Consider the following 23,741-nt stretch of genomic DNA (forward strand, 5'->3'; position numbering starts at 1 on the left):
TATATCCGGGAGCAATCCATTCACCATCAGCGTTATCGAGAATATCTACTGATACGGTTGTAGACAGACTTAATGCGAGATAAACAATGCAATACATAAAAGACCTCCATAATTGTGTGATTCAAGAAAACACATTTTCCATCCATATTCTGGAGGATTTGATTCAAACACCCATCCTGAGTACGCCGGGAAATCATTCGTAAAATCGAATAGCACAAGAACTGCAGCAGATATTAATATTCTTATCATCATTCAGCCTCGTTACTGACTGTAATGATGGTAACTCCATCTTCTCCCTGGTACACAACTCTTGAATCTGTCATTGACAGAGCATGTGGAGGACCAAGGAGGTGATAATCGAGGTTAAAGGAATTTCCAAATGGAATGAAGCTTCGTTCGTCAGACTTCACAGGTTCTGATGACCATATCAGTACTCCATCTGAATCCAGCAGGCATATTCTTGTTATCTGCAAGCATTCCACATCCTGGGAATGAAATAGGACATTAGTGTTATTATTAATCATATCAGGAAATATATAATACCATTTTCTGGATGGAATACACCATATTTCATCGTTATCATCATACTGATCTCCAGTATCTGTTATCACAAAGCTGTTCGGAAGCTCTCCTACCTCTAACGGAACAGTTATGGCCATGTGCGTGCCGTCGGGAGAAAACGCTATCGTCGAAGTCTGCATGCCATCGTAGCGTTCCCATAGAATTCTTCCTGTATTTCCATCAATGACCGATATTCCTTCTTTAATGAATGACGCTCCAACGAGACTTCCGTCTTCTGAAGCTGCAAGCTGCGTAACGACAGCTCTTTCTCCTATATCAGTTTCCCATAGCTGGTTACCGTCCCAGTCGAAAGCCATAATTTCCCTCGGGCTGTCATAAACGTTTTCCATTACAATGATTTCATCTGTTGCTGAAGTACATTTATATCCGAAGTGCGTTTCTTCGTATTCCCTGATTGAGGATAATGCTAAATTTTCATCGAAATCAAGGATGTAATCCTTCCCGATTGCTGTAACCACACCATTATCTGAAACAGCCATTCCATGACACCATCGGCCATCTGGAGTAGGATCAAAATACTTCGTTACGTTTCTGTCAATATCCACATAAAGAGCCTGATCCATGTTCATATCAGCTGTTCCGTATCTGACTATTACAAAATACCCCCCTCTGGAATAAATCGCTCCGTATGCGCTGAATGGCAGAACTACTTCCAATGGAGCTTCCCGGTCTTCCTGCAATACCACCAGTTTATCGCTGCCAACCATTATTACGCGCCACTTCTCACCTTGTTCGGTATCAACGAAAAAAGCCTGGCAGGCGATGTTTCTGGGATCGTTCTCTATTGCCGTCACATAATCGTAAGGATCTATTAACACACGTTCGGTAACACTGTACCCCGGAGCAACCCATTCACCGTCAGCGTTATCGAGAATATCTACTGATACAGTTGCAGCCAGACTTAATGCAAGATAAACAATGCAATACATGAAAGACCTCCTGAAATCAGTAATTCAAATACTATCATTTATGATTTATCATAAGATTTTTCTGATTTTCAGTCAATTTTCAATTATCCGTGACTTTGACCGGGCAGGAGCACCGCATTTATGATCAGTTACGGTAGAGAATCAGGGGGGGTTGGAGACAGGAGGAAAGTCAGAACTACAGGTTCCGTTTCCAGGCTTTCACGGTATTGGACATGAGGAAAGCTATCGTGAGGGGGCCTACTCCGCCGGGAACCGGCGTTATCGCTCCGCAGATATCAACGATGTTATCAAAATCGACATCACCGACAAGGCCTTCCTCGGTTCGGCTGATGCCGACATCAATTACCGTCGCGCCCGGTTTGACGAATTCCCTTTTTATAAAATGAGGGCGTCCCACCGCCGCTACGAGTATATCGGCGTTGCCGCAGAGACCCTTCAAATCCGAGGTGTGTGAGTGGGCAAGTGTCACCGTTGCGTGTTCACGCAGAAGAAGGGCGGCCATTGGTTTACCGACTATATTGCTTCTTCCCACAATAACAGCATCGGCTCCGTCAAAATTGATACCGCTGTGCTTCATCAGGGCGATGATTCCAACAGGGGTACATGGAAATAATCCATCCTCGCCCCTCCAGAGCCTGCCAACGTTCTCCGGATGGAAACCGTCAACGTCCTTTTCAGGCAGTATCGCGGAAGCTACAGTATCCGCGGAAATATGATCGGGAAGGGGCAGCTGGCACAGAATACCATCAATGGAAGAATCGTTGTTGAGATGGTCTATCTCCTTCAGAAGTTCCTCCTGCGATACCGTTTCCGCAAGTTTTACAGCGGTACTGACTATTCCGACTTTTCTGCAGGCTTTATCCTTCATAGAAACATAAACCTGGCTTGCCGGATCATCTCCAACGATAACGACGGCCAGCCCTGGAGGCCGGCCACCGATACGTTCGATCTCTTCCGAGAGGTTCTTCCGTACTTCCTTCGCGAATTTTCTTCCCGATAGTACCGATGATTCAGTCATTAGAATCCTCTATCTATTCCTGGTCTATCGACTTGATCTCAATTCTAGTGTAGTCCTGGCGATGTCCCTGTGTTCTTTCGTATCCCTTGCGTCTTTTTCGCTTGTAGACGATGATTTTTTTGCCTCTGCCGTGCTCCAGCACTTCCGCTTCCACAGAAGCGTTTTCAACCAGGGGAGATCCGACTTTTACGTCATCGCCATCACCAAGCAGCAGAACCTTTTCAAGTTTTACAGAATCGCCCTCTTTCGATGCGATTCGGGGTACATTCAATTTCATTCCGGGTTCCACCTTGAACTGAAATCCACCGGTTTCAACTATAGCGTACAACTGTTCACCTCCGTATTTAACATTCATTCACAACGATCAGTAAGTCAGGATTTTCCTGAACGGCTGTAGAGACTTGTTATCTCTTCATGTTTATCTATTGAGTATACTTTGAATTCATCAACCCTGAGCTGGTCATCCTCGCGGATCTCGATGCTGAGCTGGGAAATTGAAGATATGTAATCCAATCGCTTACCCTCTTCTTCATGGAGGTACACGGCAAGCTCCGGATGCACGGAAATCACAAGGTTCTTGTGCTTCCTATCAAGTGAAGCTCTTTCAATAAACCGCTCAAGTTTCGTAGCCGTCGATATTGTGGACATCACTCTTCCGGAACCACCACAGCATGTACAGGGCTCAGAGAGGGCCTGAAAAACACTTGGACGTACCCTCTTCCTGGTCATTTCGACAAGCCCCAGGGGGCTGACCTGACATGTTTTTGTAGGTGACCTGTCCCTTGAGAGTTCGCTTCTGAGGGCATTGAGTACCTTTTCCCTGTGCTCAGCGAAATCCATATCGATGAAATCAATAACTATTATTCCACCAAGATCGCGAAGACGAAGCTGCCGCGCGACTTCCTTGGCGGCCTCCATATTGGTTTTAAGGATTGTGTTCTCCTGTTTTTTCCTGCCAATATACCTTTTCGTGTTTACATCTATTGCGACAAGAGCCTCGGTATGCTCTATAACCAGGGACCCGCCGCTTTTCAGGGAAACTTCTCTGTCCATTATCCCTGCTATTTCCTGCTCTATCCCGAAGTGATCAAAAATTGGGGTTTTACCTCTGTAGTATTTTACTTTACCGGTCATACCGTTAGCAAAGGTTTTCAGGTATTTTTTCGAGTCCTTTGCAACTACTTTTGAATCGGTAACTATGGAATTGGTATCCTGTGTAACAAGATCCCTCATAGCAATTGTCACGATATCCTGCTCCTGGTGAAGAAGGGAAGGAGCCTTCTTCTTAAGAGCTGACTGTCCGACTTCCTTCCATCTTTCCACAATCGTATCCATGTCAACCTGGAAGGCTTTTTCATCCTGTGAGACCCCTGCAGTTCTGGCAATAATGCCGTACCCCGGGATTTTAGCGCTGGACAGGATCTTTCTGAGCCGGCCCCTCTCTTGCCTGTCGGAAATTTTCCGGGAAATTCCGGTAACTGATTCGCCGGGCATACTGACAATATACCTTCCGGCAATTGAGATCCTTGTGGTAACCCTGGCGCCTTTTGTTCCTATGGGCTCCTTTGTAACCTGCACAAGGATATCCTGTCCTTTTTTCAGGACTTTTTCGATGGAATCTTTTACCTCTTTCGTACTGGCAGGCGAACCGTTGGCAAGGGACTTCGCATACTTCTCCGTGTCCACTGCACCGGAACGTATATCGCTAACATGAAGAAAGGCACTCCGCTCGAGACCTATATCTACAAATGCCGCCTGCATGCCGGGCAGGACGGCGTTTACCTTTCCAAGGTAAATATTGCCGACCTGTCTCTTCTCGTTATCCCCCTCAACTATTATTTCCATCAGTCTGTTGTCTTCAAGAATTCCAATTCTTGTAACTTCCGGGTGGGAGTTTATTATAAAATCAACTTTCAAAGAACATCTTCTCCAAATCTCTACTGTGAGATCTAAGCGATCTCCAGTTACTGCTTTCGCAGCTCGAATATATTTCCGTCCGTTCAATTTCTATCGAGTAATCCAGAATTTCAGATAAAAGCAGATCCGGACGGGATTTTCTGCTATCTGTTCGTGTCATCAATATGACATAATTTCCCTTTACACTCACCTCAAGTACATGCTCACTCTTACCAAGCAGCTCAGCTATTCTTTCCGTTTCTCCGGTCGTCCAGACATCGCAATTCGAAGAAACACTGTAACTGGCCGCAACTTGTCCTTCATCAGGTGGAAGAGTATCCGGAGCCAGCGTCCAGATTTCCTCAACCCTGATGCCCGCAGGCATGAAACGGTTGAGAAGTTCTTCAATCCCACCTGGTGGTATTGTATTTAACTGTATATCAAGATACTCCGCAATACTAACAATACCAAGTGGCAACGGAGGCCCAAAATGTACTCTAGGCCTGCTAACATAACCATCAGACCACGATACAGGCAAATCAGAACGTCTCAGTACCCTTCCCCACATCCTTACCATATCAAGGTGTGAAGTGTACCCGGCGCAGCCTGTTTTTGAATAACGTACTCTCAGTACCCCAGCGCATTTTCCCGCTGAAACAGAGATATCAGAAGTAAAAGCCCGTACCGGATGATCCTGGCTGGCATGTCCGGTCCCTGAGCAGGCTCCGCACCCGGCGCATCCCTCCTCCCTGCAATCGGGAGTATTCTGCCCTTTGGAATATTTCTTTCGCTCCTCTTCTAGAAATGCTTCAGAAACACCTGTGGAAACAAAGCTCCAGGGGAGATCCTTACCCGGTTCAATGCCTTCCTGAAGCCTCTTCAGAAGATGATTGTACTCACCAATAAGGTCCTTCCATATATCCCATCTGAATCTATCGGTCCATGCGTCAAATTTTGCCCCGCGAATGGAGGCTTTTTCGAGCATGTCTGCGGTATCTCCGTCATCACCCAGGGACAGCAGACCTTCTACAACAGCTACCATGGGGCTGTTCCAGCTCAATGAAACCTTTCTTCCGCAGATTTTCCTCACTATCCGGATTCTTCGCATGAGTTCGTTCTCGGTCATCTGGGCTGACCACTGCAGAGGAGTCTGCGCTTTCGGGACGAAGGGCGAAAGAGCAACAGTAACGCTTTTTTTCGGATTGCAGTGGTGTCTGCGGGCGATGGCCGCGATATTCAGCGCAAGTTCAGCTATTCCTCTTACATCTTCATCGGTTTCTTCAGGAAGCCCCAGCATGAAATAGAGTTTTATCCCCTTTGCCCCCATTCTGAAGACCGCATCCGCCGCTTCAAGGATCAGCTCATCAGATATCGGTTTGTTTATTTTCGCCCTCAGTGATTCCGTTCCCGCTTCTGGAGCAATGGTAATCCTGCCTGTAATACGGTAGCCTTCTTCAAGCCGACTTATCGTATCGGGCCTCATCGACGGCCTGCCGATGGAGACGTGATGCCTGTCAGCCAGCATGTCCAGCCCTTTAATCAATTCGGGTAAACGGGAATAATCTGACAGCGAAAGGGTAAGAAGCCCGGATTTTTCCCATCCTGTGGAGACAAGAACCCTATCCATCAGATCAACTATTTCCTCGGGCGGCCTCTCGCGGACAGGCCGGTAAATCTGTGAAGCCTGGCAGAACCTGCATCCTCTCGTGCATCCCCTGGCTATCTCGACAACACCCCTGTCCTGTGAAACCTTTGAGTTTGGAACAAGCTGTCTCACCGGAGCGTACTCCGTGCGAAGGTCGCTGATTCGCTGTATCTCCACCGCTTTTTTTCCAAGCTCCGGAACGTATACGCCGGGTATCTCGCAAGCCCTTTCAAGACGTTCCATTCGTGAATCAGAACTCGAAAGAATCGAGAACAGCTCAACCGCTCTTTCTTCGATCTCACCAAGAAAGAAAATATCCGTGAATGGAGCAAGAGGAAGTGGATTTGCCAGCCCGCCGCCACCCAGAAGGATTATGGGAGAATCATCGTCCCTGTTTTTACTGCGAAGGGGCAGCCCCATTCTGGTAATAAGATGAAGTACATTGGTATACAAAGCCTCGGAGGGAATGCTGAAGCCAACGACACTGCTGGAGCGAACAGGATCCCATCCTTCCAGATCAACCCAGTCCAGGCTTTCCCTGTTGATAATATCATCCATATCGGGAGCGGGACAGAATGCTCTTCTAACATCGAACTGATGGCTGGAAAGCAGTATATACCTGACTATATCGAGCCCGAAATTGGACATACCCAGCTCGTAGATATCCGGATACACCAGTGTAATCCTTGGCTTTCCACGATCAACAACATCAAGGTTCCACTCGCCCCCTGTATACTGCTGGGGTCTTCTTACCTCAAGAAGGTAGCGACCGTAGGGATGATCTGAGCAGATCAAATTCGGGAGGGGATAAGCAGATCTATCTTCTGGGAAACCGGATTCGCCAGAAGGCCATGATCTCTGTGGGAGGATACTGTCAAATCCAGGGCTTTCTTACGGGCATCCTCTTCAGACGTTCCGGGCGCAAAGCCGAATCGCCACAAAACTGACCAGCGCACACCTTCAGCATCGTAGCTGCTTCTGCGCAGGATTGACGTCCAATTCTCAGAAACACTGTCTATTTTATCGGTTACAAGAACACCGATCCATACAATGCTGTTATCCGATCCTGCCGGTATACCGCCATCATCGATGAAGTACCATGTCTGTTTGTTGGGGTTAACAATATCATGGTAGCGCAATAGTATCTCATGAATGGTTTCTTTGCCCCGGGCGGGGTTCAGGAAACACCAGTGATCGTATCGTTCAAGAATATTCGGGCAAATTTCAGGACTTATCCGTTCAAAGGTGGACATGGCTGTCATGGCAGCCGGATCGGGAGCTTTCAGTCTGACAATAATCGAGATATCTCCCATTACTCTTGCTCCCCTCCGAAGTAATCGGATAAACTCATGAAGAAAAGGGAACCGGGCCCCTTTTCTTCCGCATAGGAACCGGAACGTATCGACTCAATCCGGAAATTGCCCCACTTCCCGGGAATCCACGGAGGAAGCTGCCATAACCAGAAAGCCCTTTCGGGATGGGGCATCATTGCCAGCACGTTTCCACTGTCGTTCATGATCCCGGCTAGATTGTTATAGGAACCGTTGGGGTTTACCGGATAATCACTGGACTCAGTTCCTTTATCATCGCAGTACGAAAGAGCCGTATTGTCCGAGATTCGATCCCGGTCCCCCTCTGAGAAAACGAACCTTCCCTCCGCATGAGCTATGGGTATAGGTATGACCCCGCTGCCGATTTTCCCCAACCAGGGACAGATCCGCTGCGCTTTTTCACCGGTTTGAACGAATATCCACCTGCTCAGGTAACCGCTGCGTCCGCTGATATGATTGGATGCGAGGGCGGATTCAATTTTTCCCCTCTCCCATCCGGGAACCAGGCCGCTCTCTACAAGAATCTGTGCGCCGTTGCAGATTCCCAGGACTGGTTTGCCGTCTGCAGCTTCGCTGAAAACAAGATCCATGATTTTCTCTTTTGCCGCGACAGCACCAGCGCGGACCCTGTCCTGAAATGAAAATCCACCCGGAAGAACGTAAGCATCCGGCCTGGAATCTTTCAGTTCCTGCCACTGATTCCATCGGTAGATATTGCTGGCCATACCACTACTGTTGATGACTCGCGAAGTCTCATACTCACAATTAGATCCCGGAAACTGAATCACCGCGACCAGAGGAACGGATTTCATTCCGTTACCTCCTCTCTCCAGATAATCCTGTCGAGCTTATGCATGTGGTCATCCAGTATTCCGCTGAGATCCATTCTCCAGCTGACGGAAGCAATACAGAATTCATCGGTTACTCTTCCGGCAACCGAAAGGAATGCAGGTTTACTTTTCATCGCGTTCCAGGATTCCTGTGACATCTCGATGAGATAGCCAGGTGTTTCGGAATACAGGGAGACAGTATCAAGCGCTTCTCCCTCGATGATAATTCCCCTTCGGGCGTCAGGCCGGGAAGCGATAGCCATTTCCGCAGCGGCAAGTATCATTCCACCTTCTGAAATATCATGGACTGATGCCGATATACCCGCTTCGCTGCATTCAAGAACGAATTGAGCCATCTCCCGTTCAAGATCACCCCTGAAATCGGGAACTTTCCCGCCTTTGTGTCCGATGCATGTTCTATAGTAAAGACTGCCTCCCAGTTCATCCTTCCGGTTACCGGCCAGGATGATCAGGTTACCCGGGGTTTTTAAAGAAATATCGGTGGATCTGGTAAAATCCTCCACCCTTCCGAAGACAGCAACTACTGGAGAGGGCGGAATGGAGCCCCCTGAAGATGACTGGTTGTAAAAACTTACATTACCCGATACAATCGGAAGGGGTTCCTTTCCATTGCTTTCGAGGCCCAGTTTCTCGCAGGCGGCTGTAATTCCTTCGACACCTCTTTTGAATTGCCAGAAAACATCAGCTTTTTCAGGATTTCCGTAATTAAGGCAGTCAGTGGCGGCGATGGGAACTGCTCCGGCCGCGACAACGTTTCTTACCGCTTCTCCAACAGCGTGGGCTCCCGCAAGGAAGGGATCAAGTTCACCGAACCAGGGATTGCCGTCTCCCGAAACGGCAAGCCCGGCTCTGCATCCGGGAATCGGAACCGTTACGCAGGCATCAGCCTCTCCGGGTCTGAAATGTGTGGTTCCCTGAACTTCACTGTCGTAATAACTCCATATTGGAGACCTGCTGGCGCCATCAATGGAAAGCAGCATTTTCTTAAGATCCTCGGGCGGGTTGCAGGGTCTTGAATCAGGTTCAATTACAGGTACGGGTGAAGGATTCCATTCCCTTTCGTAGATAATTCCCTCTGTTATGCATTCAATTGGAGCATTGGCAACTTCAACGCCCCCGTGAAGTACCCTGTAATAAGGGGTTTCCGTAAAAGTACCTATCAATGATGCACGTGCGCCGGGAAACAGTCGGGGAAGTTCGTATTCGTCATTGTATATCTCCAGAACCTCTCCAGCTATCCCTTCGGGTACTGCAAGTCCATACCTTTCCTGCGTTTCGGCACACGCAATAACCTCGGAAGGCAATTCAGGGATGGAAACAGGCACCCTGTCAAGGTTCACTTCGATTCCCAGACCTCCGTGGGCAGCAAGTTCGCTGGTTACGCAGGCTATTCCACCGGCGCCAAGATCCTTGAATCCGAACTTTATTCCCCTGTCGATAAGGAAATCAAGCACTTTCTGATTTGCCTCCGAAAGAACTCTTTTCAGGAAGGGATCGGCCACCTGGACCGCTCCCTTCTCGGATACATCTTCAAGATCGGCTGAAGCGAACGTGGCACCGCCAAAACCGGTGTCATCGGTGGGCTTTCCAACCAGTACAAGAACGTACTGCTCTTCATGAGCCTCGGCGGGAACGTAACTGTGCACAATCCTGTCATGCCTTACAAAACCAAGGGATACAACATTTACAAGACAGTTGTCGTTGTAGCCTTCATGGAATCTTGTATCACCGCCCAGGTTTGGTACACCAAGAGCGTTTCCGTACTTCCAGATACCTTCCACCACACCGCGGCTAATCGCCCTTGATCGCTCACCTGAAGCACCCAGAGGATCCCCGAATCGAAGCAGGTCAAGGGAACCTGTAACCCGGGCTCCCATACAGTACACATCGCGAACGATACCACCTATCCCGGTGGCAGCGCCTTCAACGGGGAGAACCTGGGATGGGTGGTTATGGCTTTCATGGGCAACTACAAGATCCCAGGCAAAACCGTTATAATCTGTGAATCTTACGATTCCGGCATCTTCACCCGGGCCTACAACAACGTTAGTCGCATGGGTTGGAAGCTGTTTCAATAGTGATTTAGAACTTTTATATGAACAGTGCTCACTCCACATGGTATCGAAGAGGTGCAGCTCAAGAGGTGTCGGCATCCTTTCAACGTATCCGGCAAGCTTCTCTGCTTCCTCAAGCGTCATGGCCAGTCTGCGATGCTCTATTACTTCCTTCAGTTCATCCCTGAGGCTCATCGGTCTCTTTCACCTGAAGCAAGTTCTGAAAACCAACACTAAACAGCATCCGGTGCGCCAATTGAGGAAATGTAGGCTTTAGCCTCAAGATTCTTGATAACATCCTCCAGGGATTGTTCCTTACCCGATTCCACAACCAGATATCTTAAACGGATTGTACCCAGAAAATCTCCTGCATCATTCTGAAGCTTGGGAAGATCATCCAGCAGTCTGTGCATTACATTTTCCATACCATCCTGATCGGTTCCAGGAAGAAGCATTGTAATTTTATCGGTTCCAGTGCGCAGGCCTATATCGATGTTCCTCATTGTTGTCTTCATGTGATTCGCTCCTATAGACATGAACTCCCTCGCCCGGAACCGGTCATCAATACTGCCCCGTTCGATAACCAGATCCACAATAGCCAGCGGGCTGTCGAACCTTCTTACACGCTCCAGCTCCTGCAGAAGGACCGGTTTCAGCCTTCCTTTACCGGGCAATCCTGTATCGGGATCCATGTCAGCTGCAGACTCGAACCTTCCAAGAAGCCGTATTCCTTCGAGAGCCGCAGCACCAACTGCCGCTATCGAGATCAGTCTTTCTTTCGGTAATGTAGCTGATATAGGGACATCGAGTAGGCAGATTACACCGTAAAGAACGCCCTGAGACATCATGGGCGCTGCTATATCAGGCAAGAAATCAGGTATGGAGGTTTTATTAAGCCTGTTTTTTGTTAGCTCGCTCTCCTTCTCAAGATTCTTTTTTTCAAAAACCATTCCCGTTTCCGCGACGAACCCTACGTATCCATCACCCACATTCACAACCAGAGGCTGTTTCAGTAAATCTGCAAGACCTTCGGAATAAACCAGTCCCAGTTTTCCGCCCCGTATGTCTGCCAGGAATATCGCGATTCTCTCGCAGCCGGTGAGTTTTTTCATCGCCCTTGACAGAAGCTTGGCCAGCTCATCAGGTGTCCTGGCCGCGAATACCTGCTTAACGATCTCCGGAAAAATAATCGTCAGTTTCCTGTGCTTTTTCAAATCGAGATCATATCTTGTATGGAGTGCGTCAGCCTCCTGCTGCTGATATCTAAGAGAAGTCATTTCATTCTTCATGGAGCCTATCCGCTCTTTGAAATCCTTAGCCTTTTTGCTGCTCAAGCTTTTTAGAATGATCCACATTATCAGCAAACCAGCTGCAAATCCTGCTATAATACCTGGTATCATTTATATAACCCTTCCTGGTAGATCACTTATGTTATTTCTATAGACCAAGTCTGTCAAGAGTATTATTCTCATTTCGGAGGTGATATTCAAGGGTACATCTTCTGTCGATTTCATCACGGGTGATATACTCCCCGATTTTGCGATCATTCTTTACCATATCCAGTAGACCCTTTTCATTCTCCATTGCGCTCATCGCTACGTTCTGAACCAGCCTGTACGCTTCTTCTCTTGTAAGACCTGCATCGATAAGCGCCAGCAGAATCGTCTGGGAAAAGAACCTGTCACCGGCTGAATCGATATTACCTGCAACAGCCTTTGAGAATATCTTCAATCCGGATACCAGGGAAACCGCCTTTCTGAGCGCGTACATGGTTATACCGCAGGCATCGGGAAAAATGAAGCGTTCCACGGAGGAATGACTGATGTCGCGTTCATGCCAGAGAACCGTATTCTCAAGGGATGGTATAAGGTATCCCCTCAACATTCTGGCAAGACCGCAAAGCCTCTCACTGATTATAGGATTCCTCTTATGAGGCATGGCGCTTGAACCCTTCTGACCTTTCCCGAAGGATTCCTCAGCCTCCCCTACTTCGGATCTCTGGAGATGCCTTACTTCCGTTCCCAGCCTGTCCAGCAAACCGCCTGTCGAGGCAAGGGCGTAAATGAAATCCGCATGCCTGTCACGGGCAACAACCTGAGTGGCAACGTTCTCGATCCCTATTCCAAGCTTACCGCATACGTACTCTTCAACCATGGGGTCAAGATGAGCATAGGTTCCAACCGCACCGGATATCTTACCAACGCAGGCTGAATTCAACCCGTCATTAAGCCGCTTTCGTACTCTTAAGTATTCGGAATAGAAGCCGGCGAACTTCAGGCCAAGTGTTGTGGGTTCCGCGAACATACCATGACTTCTTCCGATGCACAGAACACCCCGGGTCCTCTGGATAAGACCTTTAAGGGCTTCTCCAAGGGCGTCCAGCTCTTTCATGATTAGTTCTCCGCTGTCCCTTATCTGCGTTGCAAAACACGTATCGAGTATGTCACTTGATGTCATACCGTAATGAATATGTCTGGACTCAGGTCCAAGGCTTTCCGATACGCTGGTAAGGAAGGCTATGACATCGTGGCGTACTGTGTTCTCGATCTCGGCAACACGATCTGCGTCAAAGGAAGCCTTCTCCTTTATTCTTTCAAAATCCTCCACGGGAACAGAGCCTGATTCAACCCTCGCCTCAACTGCGAGCAGTTCTATCTCAAGCCAACGGGAATACCTGGATTCCGTCGTCCAGATATCTCTCATTTCTGGAATTGAGTAACGTTCAATCATTAAGACCCCTTCTGCTAACCAATAATATAACTATACAACCATATTGAACATAAAGGCATAGAACAATTGAAGGTTTTCAGCTTCTCCGGCAATTCATCAGGGAAGCTCCGTTCGTGAAGTTAACGGGCTGTAAACCCAGGCAAATAAAGACATACATGGAATATAAACCCTGTACCAGTCGTCAATACCACCGGTCACCTGAAGAGAATCTCCTTCCTGAACCTGCCCAAGTATTGAGTAGCATGTTCCAGGGCCGGAACGGAGATTGACAATACTGCCGGTTACTGTGATGGAATTCCATACCGCATGAATATCGTTTCCATTCTGATCTTCAGGAATCACAGTCCGGCTTTCCGTACATGAGCATACTGTAAGATAAACAAGCAGCAGGCAGGCAGATGCAGTTATTCTATCAGTCAGTATAGTTACCATCCTGCAATACATACTACTACAGGAAACAATCCAGCCGCGAACAGGCTTCCGTCCGAAATTACCCGCTTCGCCAGCTCCGAGGGAAATGGAGTTCTTGCTAAAACCATGAATCCGGCCGCAAGAGAAAGCAGCCCGGGAATGAACGCTGCAGTACCGCCTGGAAGATGCCCCGACACAATACCCGCAACGAGAAGAACTGATGTAATTGAAAAACACATCCAGAACAGTATAATGCTTCTGGCCTTTCCTGCATGTATTGGTATCGTATCCATACCCATCAGAGCATCGCCCTGCAGATCTACAAGATCCGTCAGAAGGCATCGGTTCAGAAAGAGAAAGAATAAAGCTGCCGCCCAGATCACCGTTCCAGGGACAATGGTCTCACCGGCAGATATATACCCGGGAAGAAATGCAAGAAGAAATGACCATGCTCCGGCGAACATCAGGTCCCGGGAACCCGGAAGTGCTCTCAATCCTCTGAATGGATAAACTTTGCGGATCAGAGGTATGGAATACAGCAGAAAAGCCGAAAGCATCGCTCCAAGTATTATAGGCCAGAGTGGATTGAGAAAGATTGAAAGAATGAGAGATCCAATAAACGCCATGATAGATATAACGGTGAGAACGATACGATGCGTTCTTATGAATTCCTGCCTTCTCAATCCGGACGGCCGGGAGTATCCTGATTCCAGCACACACGTAACAGTGTGAACAGCGTACAGGAACAGGGATGCAGCCATTACCGGCATCAGCCAGCTATCTATGTTCAGTATGCATGCTCCCGCGGCACCCAGTATGAACGTTACAGGCAAAATATGGAAATTGCCGAAAATCATATTCTGAAGAAATTTCCGGATTCGTCCCGTTCTCAAACCTCCTCCCTGAATTTCAAGAAGCTTTTCTCTGACTTTTCTGATACTCCAGCTTGGAGTGGATGCTCCGGCGGTTAAAAGCACGTTTTCGTATTTTCCCAGCTCATCGGCATCGAGTTCTTCGTACGTCTCAATATGAAACGAAGGCAGCCCTTCCTCTTTTGCTATCTCTACAAGCCTTGCTGTATTCGCGCTGTTCTTCCCTCCTACAACAACAACACAATCAGCATTATCACACAGATGCCGCAGCTCATCCTGTCGAAGGCTCGTTGAATTGCAGATAGTGAAAGCATATTCCAGTTCGGGATACTCTTCCTGAAGAGCATTTTTCGTTTTCTCGAAGGTTTCTGTATTCTGTGTAGTCTGGGAAAGGAGATACGGTTTTGAGATACCGGACAAAGTCGAAATCTCTTCCGGCGCTGAAATGACATGCGCCCTCTCTCCCGCATACGACAGGATTGATCTGACTTCCTGGTGCGAATGGTCGCCCAGTACGATCACATCGTATCCTTCCCGGCATTTCTTCTTTGCTATCGCAAGTGCTCTGCCAACTCTGGGGCAGGTCAGATCCTTTATCTTCAGAGGAAGCTTGTTCAATTGCGTACGTCTTTCCAGTACGGTTCCATGGGTTCTGAGAAAGAGGGTGCCCCGGTTCATGCTCTCCGGGTTCATGCATATGCTTACACCCCTTTCCTCAAGCGCACGCAGTACCTGAGGATTGTGAACCAGTTCACCATAAACCGCGTATGGATCACCACCTTTCCGGAGTTCTGCCAGAACCATATCAACAGCTCTGCGGACACCCCAGCAGAAACCTGCCGTGCGGGCGGTGATTACGCTCACGAACTCTCTCCCTTCGAAGATGTCATAGAGTTTTTCAGCATAACAGAGAAGAAGTCAATGAAATAGTAAAAGGCGGCGGGTTACCCCGCCGCCAAAGACACTGCAGCCTGTCAGATTAAATTTATCTGAACAGACCCTTGATCGCTCCCCAGCTTCCGTTTTCCAGTGCGTTTGTAATAATCGTACCTTCAACCCTGAACATGAGGTTGACTTCGATTGAAGCCGCTGTAATGGGATCCCAGAGGACACCATCATCGCTTGCGAAAGTGTGAGCTACTCCTGTGAAGTTAGCGAATTCATCGTAAAAACCGGTAGGTAACATATCGGTTGAATAAACTGTAGTGTTCGCAATCAACCAGAAGTTCCGATCAAGTGCTACGGGAGTTGCGTAGTTCAGATTCTGTGGTGTGTTGTGAGTTGCGGTTACATCGTCTGCGCGGATTATTGTGGTAGCCCCGGCTCCATCGCCATTCCAGAGTTCAATTGAAATCTGATCTGTATCCCAGGGAAGACTGGTGTGATGATAGAAAACCAATTCTGCGTAATCACAATCGAAGCCAATTGCTCCGGGCATGAAGTCAACAACATCGAACCATACTCCGTAGTAAGGAATATTATAACAGATCCAGTGACCTGTTCCGTTGTCGTACTGAAGAAGATCGTCGGATCCTGATCCGCCTGGGCCTTGATCTTCCACAAAATAGCTGTCTGTTGCAAAAGCAAAAGCAGTTACAAGAGCAAGAACAATGAGTACCTTTTTCATTCGTTCCCCTTTCGGTTGATTACGATACAAATATCAAGAACACGGTAATTATGCTTATGTGGAAATATGCTGTCAAGTCCGGGATATTCCATTTCCTTAGCGTTCATTTTTCTACTTTTCTCATCGCGTCACGGTACTTTGCGGCTGCCTCGAAATCCAGTCTCTCTGCGGCTTCCAGCATCTTCCTTTCAAAGAACAACACAGCCTCCTTTGAAGTTCCCGGAATGTCTTCTATAATTTCCCTGTCTTCTTCGGATGACCTGAAAATATCAGCGATACTGGTTGCTCTGATTATCTCCGTTCGGGATTTCCGTATACCCTCGGGTGTAATACTGTTATCCTTATTGTATTTCAGCTGAATAGCCCTCCTCCTTGAGGTCTCACTTATTGCGTACTTCATGGAATCTGTAATTCTGTCAGCGTAGAGAATAACGCGGCCGGCCATATTCCTCGCGGCTCTTCCGGCCGTCTGGACAAGGCTGGTTCTTGACCTGAGAAATCCCTCTTTGTCTGCGTCCAGAATCGCGACCATAGAGACTTCCGGAAGATCAAGTCCTTCCCTTAGAAGGTTCACGCCGATTAGTACATCGAACTCCGCCAACCTCAACTCCCTTAGAATCGAAACCCGCTCAAGAGCATCAACTTCGCTGTGGATATACCTTGAGTTGATTGACAGATCCTGGAAGTAGGAAGTAAGCTCTTCAGCCATTTTTTTTGTCAGTGTGGTTACAAGTACTCTTCCTCCGGATTCAATTGCTTTTCTTACCTCGCCAACGAGATCATCTATCTGGTTCGATGCAGGCCTTACCTCCATCTCGGGGTCCACAAGCCCTGTTGGTCTTACGATCTGCTGTACTATCCTTGCTGAACGCTCAAGCTCGTATTCAGCGGGAGTAGCGGACATGCAGATTTTCTGCCCTGTGGTATCAATGAATTCTTCAAGATAGAGAGGGCGGTTATCCAGGGCCGAAGGAAGTCGAAAACCATTTTGAACCAGCGTTTCCTTCCTTGACCTGTCACCTTTGTACATTGCGGAGAGCTGCGGGATTGTCCTGTGTGATTCATCGATGAAAACAAGCATTCCGCCCTCAGGGAAATAGTCGATAAGACAGGCAGGTCGTTCCCCCTCTTCTCTACCGGAAATGTGTCTGCTGTAATTCTCAACTCCGCTGCAATAGCCTGTTTCCGCTAGAAGCTCTATATCGTACCTGGTTCTCGACTCAAGCCTCTGAGCCTCAAGAAGCTTTCCTTTGCACCTGAAATCGGCCAGTGTCTCCTCCAGTTCCTTCTCTATTCTGCCTATGGCAAGGTTCAGGTCACGTTCTGATGTTACGAAATGCTTCGCGGGAAATATGCTGATCTCCTGAAGATCTTCGAGCACAGCGCCCGTCAGATGATCGATTCGCTGTATACTGTCTATCCTGTTTCCGAAGAACTCTACCCTTGCTGCCATACGGCCATATGCGGGCACAACGTCCACAACGTCACCACGGACCCTGAACCTTCCTCTTGTAAGCGCCACATCGTTTCTGGAATAGCGCATTTCCACCAGCTCCATCAGGAACCGCCCCTGATCAAGTTCCGTTCCTCTTGAGATATTCAGGCTGCCCGAAGCGAAAGTAGAGGGGTTTCCAAGGCCGTAGATGCAGCTGACGGACGCTACTACGATTACATCTTTCCTGGAAAGAAGAGACGTGGTTGTCCGAAGTCTCAACCTGTCCAGTTCCTCGTTGAGGTCGGCATCCTTTTCTATGAACGTATCGGTGGTGGGAATGTAGGCTTCCGGCTGGTAATAATCGTAGTAGCTTACGAAATACTCCACTGCCGCCTCGGGAAAAAAGCCCTTCAGTTCGCTGTAAAGCTGAGCAGCCAGGGTTTTGTTATGACTTACTACCAGAACAGGTTTATCCATTTCCTGGATAATTCCCGCCATTGTAAAGGTTTTTCCTGAACCGGTAACACCAAGAAGGGTCTGCCACTGATCCCCCTCCCGGAGGCCGCGGATCAGTTCTTTTATAGCACCGGGCTGGTCTCCGGATGGCTGAAATTCACTTACAAGGTTGAAAAGCGGCATTTATCCCTTCAGTGCGGACAGTGTAACCTCAAAAGCGGAAGCTGGACGGGATATTCCCCAATCATCAAGAACCGCCGGGTGCAATTCGCCAATCACACCTGAAACACTGCCATTGATGATAACCGAGGCACATCTTCCGGGAATAAACCTGTCATCATCTGTATACTGAAGTGACAGTTCCAGGTTCCTGGCATGGCAGACTGAACCTATGATGGAATGAATATCTCCAAAATCGGCTTTGTTGCCACAGACAAGACAGGTTAGCAACACTTCTGTCCGGCAGTTTCCATTATCCTGGAGTATGAGGACTTCCCCGGTCTCGAAGATTCTATGTGGATACGAAGCATGGGCACTGGTACTTTCCACTTCGAGAAGGCCTGGCAGAAGGGTATTCCTGACCACACCGTATTCAGCTGTCATAGGGTTCGCTATGCTCACCGGGCTGTTCGGCGTTCGCGTCAGTTTCATAACCTTCTCCCTGCTTGTAAGGACAGGTCGCAGAATCTCTTCACATCCAGTCCCGACAAGAAGAAACCTCACAGCATCCGCGAGATCTTCGATGGGAGCACACCTTCCCAGGGTGAACTGTTCCGGAAGGAGAGGTTCGAAGGAGGAAAGCCCCATTGAGATGGCAATATCTTCGATCATATCAACTGCGTGAATACCGTCCCTTCTGTAGGGTGGCAGTATGCCTGTTATCCCGGTCTCGTTTAGCTTCACAGACGCATAATCCATCCGCTGAAGTGCTTCCTGAGCTGTTTCAGGATCTATATTCGTACCAAGGATACTATTTATAGAATCCACGGACGCGGTCATAAGGTCACTGTAAATGAACGGTGACACAACTGTTTTCCCGGGATAGGGTTCAGGATAGTTCACTCTTATTGGCAGGATCTCCGCTCCTCTGTCCTGAAGGTTGCATGCCAGTATGGTTGCCGAGAGCTGAACCGTATCCCAGTCGGTGCCTGTAACCTCGCAGAATAGTCTGGAATCGCCAGCGCTGACCCTTCCGGTTGTTGAGCTGTTCAGAACGGGGGGAAAAGACAGAATACTTCCATTGCTGTCCTGAAGCAGTGGCATCAGCTCAGCGCCCTCAAGAAGATGGGCATAGGTTCGACCGGTCTCGGTCTCGTTCAGTATTCCCGAAAGCGTCATTTCCTGATCGTAGCCGAGGGGGATGAAGGAAGTCTCTTTAGAAACGGCCCTGTATTTAATGGGAAACTCAATATCATCCAGGCGGTAAAATCCAATTGCGGCAGTTTTTCTGTTCCTTCCAAAGGAAGCAGCGAGTTTCTCCTGAACATCGATCAGCGCATCAAGTTCCCTCTCATCGGGAGCCCACCCGCATGCGGTAAAGGCTGAGATAAAAGGCCTGACCTTTGCAAGCTCAGTATCAACAATAATTTCCATATCCGGCTCAGGCAGTTCCGCCAGGTGTTTCTCGGCCCCTGAATTCGAACACCTGATAGCTCTTGCTATGCCCTCAACACACCACAGATCGGGCCTGTTGGTATCGTTGAGTTCTATCTTAAGCTCATCCCCTTCGGAGGAATCGATTTCGCCTTTGACAAGAGAAAGAATGTCTGCCAGCTTCTCATCTCCGGGGTCTTCGATGCAGGCCATTGTGAAAAGGTCCTGCCTGCTGACTTCTATTTTAGGCATTTTCATCCACCTTTCCTGTTAGAAGGCGATCCGGTAGAACTCTGATGTCCCTCAGTCTGGACAGGTCAGGAGTTATCAGGTCGCGGATATCCTCAAGCCCCATTGCCAGCATCGCCATTCTGTCCAGGCCCAGCCCCCATGCTATCACAGGCACATCGATGCCCAGGGGCTTGCAGACTTCGGGTCTGAAAAGACCTGCGCCTCCGCCTTCAACCCATCCCAGTACCGGGTGCTTGATATGCATCTCCACAGAAGGCTCAGTGAAAGGAAAATATCCCGGGAGGAACTTGTAATCGGACGCGCCGGCTATCTCTTCGGCAAACAGTCTGAGAAGACCAAGAAGATGCCTCATATTTATATTCTCACCAAGTACTATGCCCTCCACCTGAAAGAAATCCGGAAGGTGTGTGGAATCAACCTGATCGTACCGGAAACACCTCGCGATACCGAAATATTTCCCGGGAACCTTTGGGTTCGAAGCCAGGGTCCTTGCTGACAGCGCGGTTCCCTGTGACCGTAGAATAGCCTGCAGGGACTGTTCATGGCTGAAACTGTAACCCCAGCCCCTTCCTCCGGTACTGCCACCGTTCTCATGTACTTCGGCAACACTGCTTTCCAGTTCCAATTCCGGAGGAGGTACTTCAATACCATCACTCAGATAATAAACATCATGAATATCCCTTGCCGGATGAAACTGCGGCATGAAAAGAGCGTCATTGTTCCAGAATTCATTCTCAGCCAGAGAACCTCTCATTTCAGCGAAGCCAAGAGCCAAAAACCGTTTTCTGACCGTATCAAGAAACTGCCTGTAGGGATGCAGTCTTCCGGTATGTATCTGCGAGGGAGGAATATCAAGCTTGTACCTTCTGAATTTCGCGTTCTTCCAGGAGCCGTCCGCCAGTATCTCTTGAGTCATGGCTCCGATGGTAACGTTCTCCTTAGACTCCCCAAGGGCTTTACGCCCCTCTTCCGTAATGTCGATGAGCCTTGTTACAACCACGTTCACAGCAAATTCCGCTCTGCTCTTACCTCTCTTAGGGCTCCTTTCGCGGAGAATGGAAACCACGTCCGGTGGCAACTGATCCATCTTCATCTCGTTACCCGCTGAAAGAGGTTCGTAAACAAGATCCCAGATTTTCCGGAAGACCGTTTCTTCAGGTTCTCCGTTCAGATGAATTCCATCAGCATCCTTTTTCAGAAGACCGGTTTTCATCAGTGATCCGAATGCGCTGCCCCAGCGTCCCCTGTCGAAAATGCTGTTCTCCTGTATCTCCTGAAGGGATCCGGCACCTCCGGCGATTTCCCTCAGCATCGCGAGTTCCGGGGTAACACCAGCCTCAAGGTAATTGACACCCAGGATTCCAAGCTCGATGAATTCTTCCTCGTTCCTTGATATCTCTCTGATTAGCTCTCTTGAAAGAAGCCATTCGGCTGCCCTTCTGTAAGAACCCTCATCGGGGAGATCACTTTTTTCAATTACTTCAGCATCCGATGATTCCCCGTTTTTCTCGAGGTAAGCGAGCAGTTTCTCTTCCAGCGGATGCAGGTCTCTTTCCTCAGTCACTTATTTCCCTTCTACCGGATCTTCCACAGCTCAACATCTTCAACAAGGAACATGCCCTGCTGTGGCCTTGGGACAGCATTGTCGCCCTTCAGAACCGCGCCGCACTCAGGACAGATGTAAGTATTCTCGGTAAGCTCAGCGTCACATTCGGGACATATCAGCCGCAGTTTTTCATCAATATATGTTATAAGCTCCAGCGCGGAAACATAACCGTTTCCATTACTGTCCGCATCTCCCCTGGAACCCTGCAGAAGAATTGGTGTAAGAATTCGCTCGCTTACGCTCAGATCCTCTCTCGCAGCGGTTAGAATCAGAACGTTGCTTCCGTCTGTAAAATCGTTCACAAAACCACCTGAATGACATGCGTCAAGGAACAGGAACACCGGTGATACCGAAAGGGAATCCACCAGAGACGCTATCCTGTCATCCGATATATCATCGTCGTACAAACAAATGGACTCATTTGCCGAATCAGGTTCTTCATCTCCTCCCGAACCGGGATACGACTGATCACCATGACCGCTGAAGAAAACAACAACCTTATCCTCTGGTCCAGCGGAATTCAGCAAAGCAGATATTCCACTTACAAATTCCTCTGAAGTCGCCATCGCGTCTACAAGCAGTATGGCATGATCAGCTGGAACCCCCTGCTCTTCGATAAGGAAATCGTACATTTCAACCGCGTCCATGCTTGCCCTGTTCAGAACATCGGCTGTCGATGAGTAACCGCTGATCCCTGCGGATATCGCCCATATCTCCGGCTCAGGCGATGGTTCCGCCAGGACTGTCCTCTCAATTTTGTTAACCTCAAGAACGAACGGAGTCTGTCCGCTCCTTTCGTAGAGATAAACGGTTATCCCGTATTCTGCGCTATCTTCAGCGTATACTTCTACAGCCTCATCACCTGCCGCATCTACATTGCTCAGCCATCCTTCAGCGACCAGATCAAAATCGGGACCGGTGACAAAAAGGTCAAGATCGACTTCCCTGTCCTCAGCGGAGAGTTCAATATCCAGAATGGTCTCCGGTTCGGCACTGACAGTGAAGAGCTTTACAGGCGAATCCCCGTTTATCACTCCGCTGTATTCCCCCTCGAGTTCCATGGCATCCGACCGGGCTATCCGGACAATCGCTTCGCCCAATGTCTCTATATTCGCGAAGTGGGGATCTATCCAAACAGTATCTTTCGCGGAAACGTACAGAAGGAATTCCTCATCCCCCCTCGCAGAAGCAAACGTAATAGCAGGCTCACCGGCTCCCCTGAACACCCTTACGTCGCCGTCACGCATTTTCTCGAAATTCACACTTACTCTGAACAACCCTCCATGATCCGGCGCGAAACCGACGGGCCGATTGCATTCAGAGCCAATATTTATAACCTCTTTGACGGGTATAAGGTTTGAAATGGAGCCTGGCTCTCTTGTGTACATTTCGTAAGAAACACTTTCATTCTCTCCCGGGTCGAAAAGGATCACATCCGCAACCGTAACATTCCCGGCAGGTTCAAGCATAAGTGCCTCAATTGAGTAGTAGGACTGGGAAGCCATAAGGCGCTCACCTGATGCGTCCCTGAGAACGAGATCGATATCGGCTCCGGGAGACAGTATTGCCAGGTCAAGGAAAAAGCTTGATCCGTGTTCAGGTATAAGGTACCGATGAATCTCTCCGGCAGTAATCGATTCTGCCAAACCTGAAGAATCAAACAAGGGAAACTGACCGGATGGTTCTATCGACAGGCTGTACTCCCCCGATCCGCTTTTACCGTATCTGCTTACTACGGCTGTTACGACTTCACCGGGAAGAACAGAAACGGTAACGGTTTCAAACCCCTCAAGTGACATGCTGCTGCCCCAGGAACTCATGTTCGTGCCGTAGACCTCGAGATCCAGATCGGTTCCTCCCGTACCATCGAGCCTGAATGTCCATCTGCCCCGGTAGTCGGGACTGAAAGTATATGTTTCCGCCATTACGTTCCTGCCGAGAACGCTCTCAGCATCTCTGCCAGGAGACAGTTCCGATGAAGTCACTTCCTCAACAGCAAGCACAATGGAATTAGCAGACGAAGTGGACTCAAGATGAATGTAGAACCAGTAATCTGCGAAAGCCGACAGTATCATATCACTGCCGGAATCGGACTGACAGAGAATATTACCATTCTCATCAAAGGCTTTCATTTGTATTCCATCAGACACAGATACTCTCAGGCATACGTAGTCATCTTCCAGAATACGCACCCATCCTTCTCCCGAAGAGAGATCGATGATTGCCTGCTGACCTGAGGATATTGTTTCTATTTCCGTGGAAACGGGAAGTACAACAGATAGAATTGCCGATGATAATAGTACTGAAAACATAAAAGCTCCCATCTTTAAGGGGGGTCGGACGTAAGGGGGGTCGGACGTAAGGGGGGTCGGACGTAACTTCTGGTCACTTACGGTTTGTAAGTGACCAGAAGTTACGTCCGACCCCTTTCAACCTTTTCCGCGAAGGACCGG

17 protein-coding genes are annotated in these 23,741 nt (G+C 48.7%); all 17 read right to left on the reverse strand.

Translation table 11 applies throughout. From position 1 onward, the window contains the following. Positions 1–248: 248 nt before the first annotated feature. A complete protein-coding gene (locus K8S15_11415; protein MCD4776642.1) occupies positions 249–1,511 on the reverse strand; it encodes a hypothetical protein in 1,263 nt (420 codons plus the stop codon). Between the two features lie 175 nt (positions 1,512–1,686). After that, entirely contained in the window at positions 1,687–2,529 is an 843-nt protein-coding gene (gene folD / locus K8S15_11420; protein ID MCD4776643.1) for a bifunctional methylenetetrahydrofolate dehydrogenase/methenyltetrahydrofolate cyclohydrolase FolD, read from the reverse strand. A 13-nt stretch (positions 2,530–2,542) separates the two neighbouring features. Beyond that, on the reverse strand, positions 2,543–2,857 hold the full coding sequence (gene rplU, locus K8S15_11425) for a 50S ribosomal protein L21 (protein ID MCD4776644.1): 315 nt from the start codon (positions 2,855–2,857) through the stop codon (positions 2,543–2,545). Positions 2,858–2,901: 44 nt separating this feature from the next. Next, positions 2,902–4,446, reverse strand: coding sequence for an Rne/Rng family ribonuclease (locus tag K8S15_11430; GenBank protein ID MCD4776645.1), 1,545 nt, complete (start codon positions 4,444–4,446; stop codon positions 2,902–2,904). Beyond that, on the reverse strand, positions 4,436–6,865 hold the full coding sequence (locus K8S15_11435; protein ID MCD4776646.1) for a TIGR03936 family radical SAM-associated protein: 2,430 nt from the start codon (positions 6,863–6,865) through the stop codon (positions 4,436–4,438). The genes K8S15_11430 and K8S15_11435 overlap by 11 nt, the downstream gene beginning before the upstream one ends. Beyond that, a complete protein-coding gene (locus tag K8S15_11440) occupies positions 6,862–7,383 on the reverse strand; it encodes a hypothetical protein (protein MCD4776647.1) in 522 nt (173 codons plus the stop codon). Before K8S15_11440 ends, K8S15_11435 begins: the two co-directional genes overlap by 4 nt. Next, on the reverse strand, positions 7,383–8,213 hold the full coding sequence (gene purQ, locus K8S15_11445) for a phosphoribosylformylglycinamidine synthase I (protein ID MCD4776648.1): 831 nt from the start codon (positions 8,211–8,213) through the stop codon (positions 7,383–7,385). The genes K8S15_11440 and purQ overlap by 1 nt, the downstream gene beginning before the upstream one ends. After that, on the reverse strand, positions 8,210–10,501 hold the full coding sequence (gene purL, locus K8S15_11450) for a phosphoribosylformylglycinamidine synthase subunit PurL (GenBank protein MCD4776649.1): 2,292 nt from the start codon (positions 10,499–10,501) through the stop codon (positions 8,210–8,212). Before purL ends, purQ begins: the two co-directional genes overlap by 4 nt. Positions 10,502–10,539: 38 nt before the next feature. Beyond that, positions 10,540–11,706 carry a diguanylate cyclase gene (locus K8S15_11455; protein ID MCD4776650.1) on the reverse strand — a complete coding sequence of 389 codons (1,167 nt, stop codon included), beginning with the start codon at positions 11,704–11,706 and terminating at the stop codon, positions 10,540–10,542. Between the two features lie 37 nt (positions 11,707–11,743). Continuing rightward, on the reverse strand, positions 11,744–13,036 hold the full coding sequence (gene purB, locus K8S15_11460) for an adenylosuccinate lyase (GenBank protein MCD4776651.1): 1,293 nt from the start codon (positions 13,034–13,036) through the stop codon (positions 11,744–11,746). Positions 13,037–13,132: 96 nt separating this feature from the next. Next, positions 13,133–13,378, reverse strand: coding sequence for an SH3 domain-containing protein (locus tag K8S15_11465; GenBank protein ID MCD4776652.1), 246 nt, complete (start codon positions 13,376–13,378; stop codon positions 13,133–13,135). Between the two features lie 83 nt (positions 13,379–13,461). Then, positions 13,462–15,183 (reverse strand): 4-hydroxy-3-methylbut-2-enyl diphosphate reductase, encoded by a 1,722-nt coding sequence (gene ispH, locus K8S15_11470; GenBank protein MCD4776653.1) that lies wholly within the window; start codon positions 15,181–15,183, stop codon positions 13,462–13,464. A gap of 121 nt (positions 15,184–15,304) precedes the next feature. Further along, positions 15,305–15,946: a hypothetical protein gene (locus K8S15_11475; protein ID MCD4776654.1), complete on the reverse strand. Its 642-nt coding sequence runs from the start codon at positions 15,944–15,946 to the stop codon at positions 15,305–15,307. A gap of 103 nt (positions 15,947–16,049) precedes the next feature. Then, positions 16,050–18,020, reverse strand: a complete 1,971-nt coding sequence (uvrB, locus tag K8S15_11480; GenBank protein MCD4776655.1) for an excinuclease ABC subunit UvrB — start codon at positions 18,018–18,020, stop codon at positions 16,050–16,052. Continuing rightward, a complete protein-coding gene (gene pheT / locus K8S15_11485) occupies positions 18,021–19,682 on the reverse strand; it encodes a phenylalanine--tRNA ligase subunit beta (protein ID MCD4776656.1) in 1,662 nt (553 codons plus the stop codon). Beyond that, positions 19,675–21,246: a phenylalanine--tRNA ligase subunit alpha gene (locus K8S15_11490; protein ID MCD4776657.1), complete on the reverse strand. Its 1,572-nt coding sequence runs from the start codon at positions 21,244–21,246 to the stop codon at positions 19,675–19,677. Before K8S15_11490 ends, pheT begins: the two co-directional genes overlap by 8 nt. An 11-nt stretch (positions 21,247–21,257) precedes the next feature. Beyond that, a complete protein-coding gene (locus K8S15_11495) occupies positions 21,258–23,600 on the reverse strand; it encodes a caspase family protein (protein MCD4776658.1) in 2,343 nt (780 codons plus the stop codon). Positions 23,601–23,741 lie beyond the last annotated feature (141 nt).

This window comes from Candidatus Aegiribacteria sp., from assembly GCA_021108005.1.
In the GTDB taxonomy this organism is placed as follows: Bacteria; Fermentibacterota; Fermentibacteria; order Fermentibacterales; family JCC-6; genus Aegiribacteria.

What these genes read in the sequence shown, in the direction of transcription:
- K8S15_11495 (MCD4776658.1), bottom strand. Translation starts at nt 23,600, where the DNA reads ATGTTTTCAGTACTATTATCATCGGCAATTCTATCTGTTGTACTTCCC.
- folD (MCD4776643.1), bottom strand. Translation starts at nt 2,529, where the DNA reads ATGACTGAATCATCGGTACTATCGGGAAGAAAATTCGCGAAGGAAGTA.
- purQ (MCD4776648.1), bottom strand. Translation starts at nt 8,213, where the DNA reads ATGAAATCCGTTCCTCTGGTCGCGGTGATTCAGTTTCCGGGATCTAAT.
- uvrB (MCD4776655.1), bottom strand. Translation starts at nt 18,020, where the DNA reads ATGCCGCTTTTCAACCTTGTAAGTGAATTTCAGCCATCCGGAGACCAG.
- K8S15_11440 (MCD4776647.1), bottom strand. Translation starts at nt 7,383, where the DNA reads ATGGGAGATATCTCGATTATTGTCAGACTGAAAGCTCCCGATCCGGCT.
- K8S15_11475 (MCD4776654.1), bottom strand. Translation starts at nt 15,946, where the DNA reads ATGAAAAAGGTACTCATTGTTCTTGCTCTTGTAACTGCTTTTGCTTTT.
- purL (MCD4776649.1), bottom strand. Translation starts at nt 10,501, where the DNA reads ATGAGCCTCAGGGATGAACTGAAGGAAGTAATAGAGCATCGCAGACTG.
- K8S15_11415 (MCD4776642.1), bottom strand. Translation starts at nt 1,511, where the DNA reads ATGTATTGCATTGTTTATCTTGCATTAAGTCTGGCTGCAACTGTATCA.
- pheT (MCD4776656.1), bottom strand. Translation starts at nt 19,682, where the DNA reads ATGCCTAAAATAGAAGTCAGCAGGCAGGACCTTTTCACAATGGCCTGC.
- K8S15_11455 (MCD4776650.1), bottom strand. Translation starts at nt 11,706, where the DNA reads ATGATACCAGGTATTATAGCAGGATTTGCAGCTGGTTTGCTGATAATG.
- purB (MCD4776651.1), bottom strand. Translation starts at nt 13,036, where the DNA reads ATGATTGAACGTTACTCAATTCCAGAAATGAGAGATATCTGGACGACG.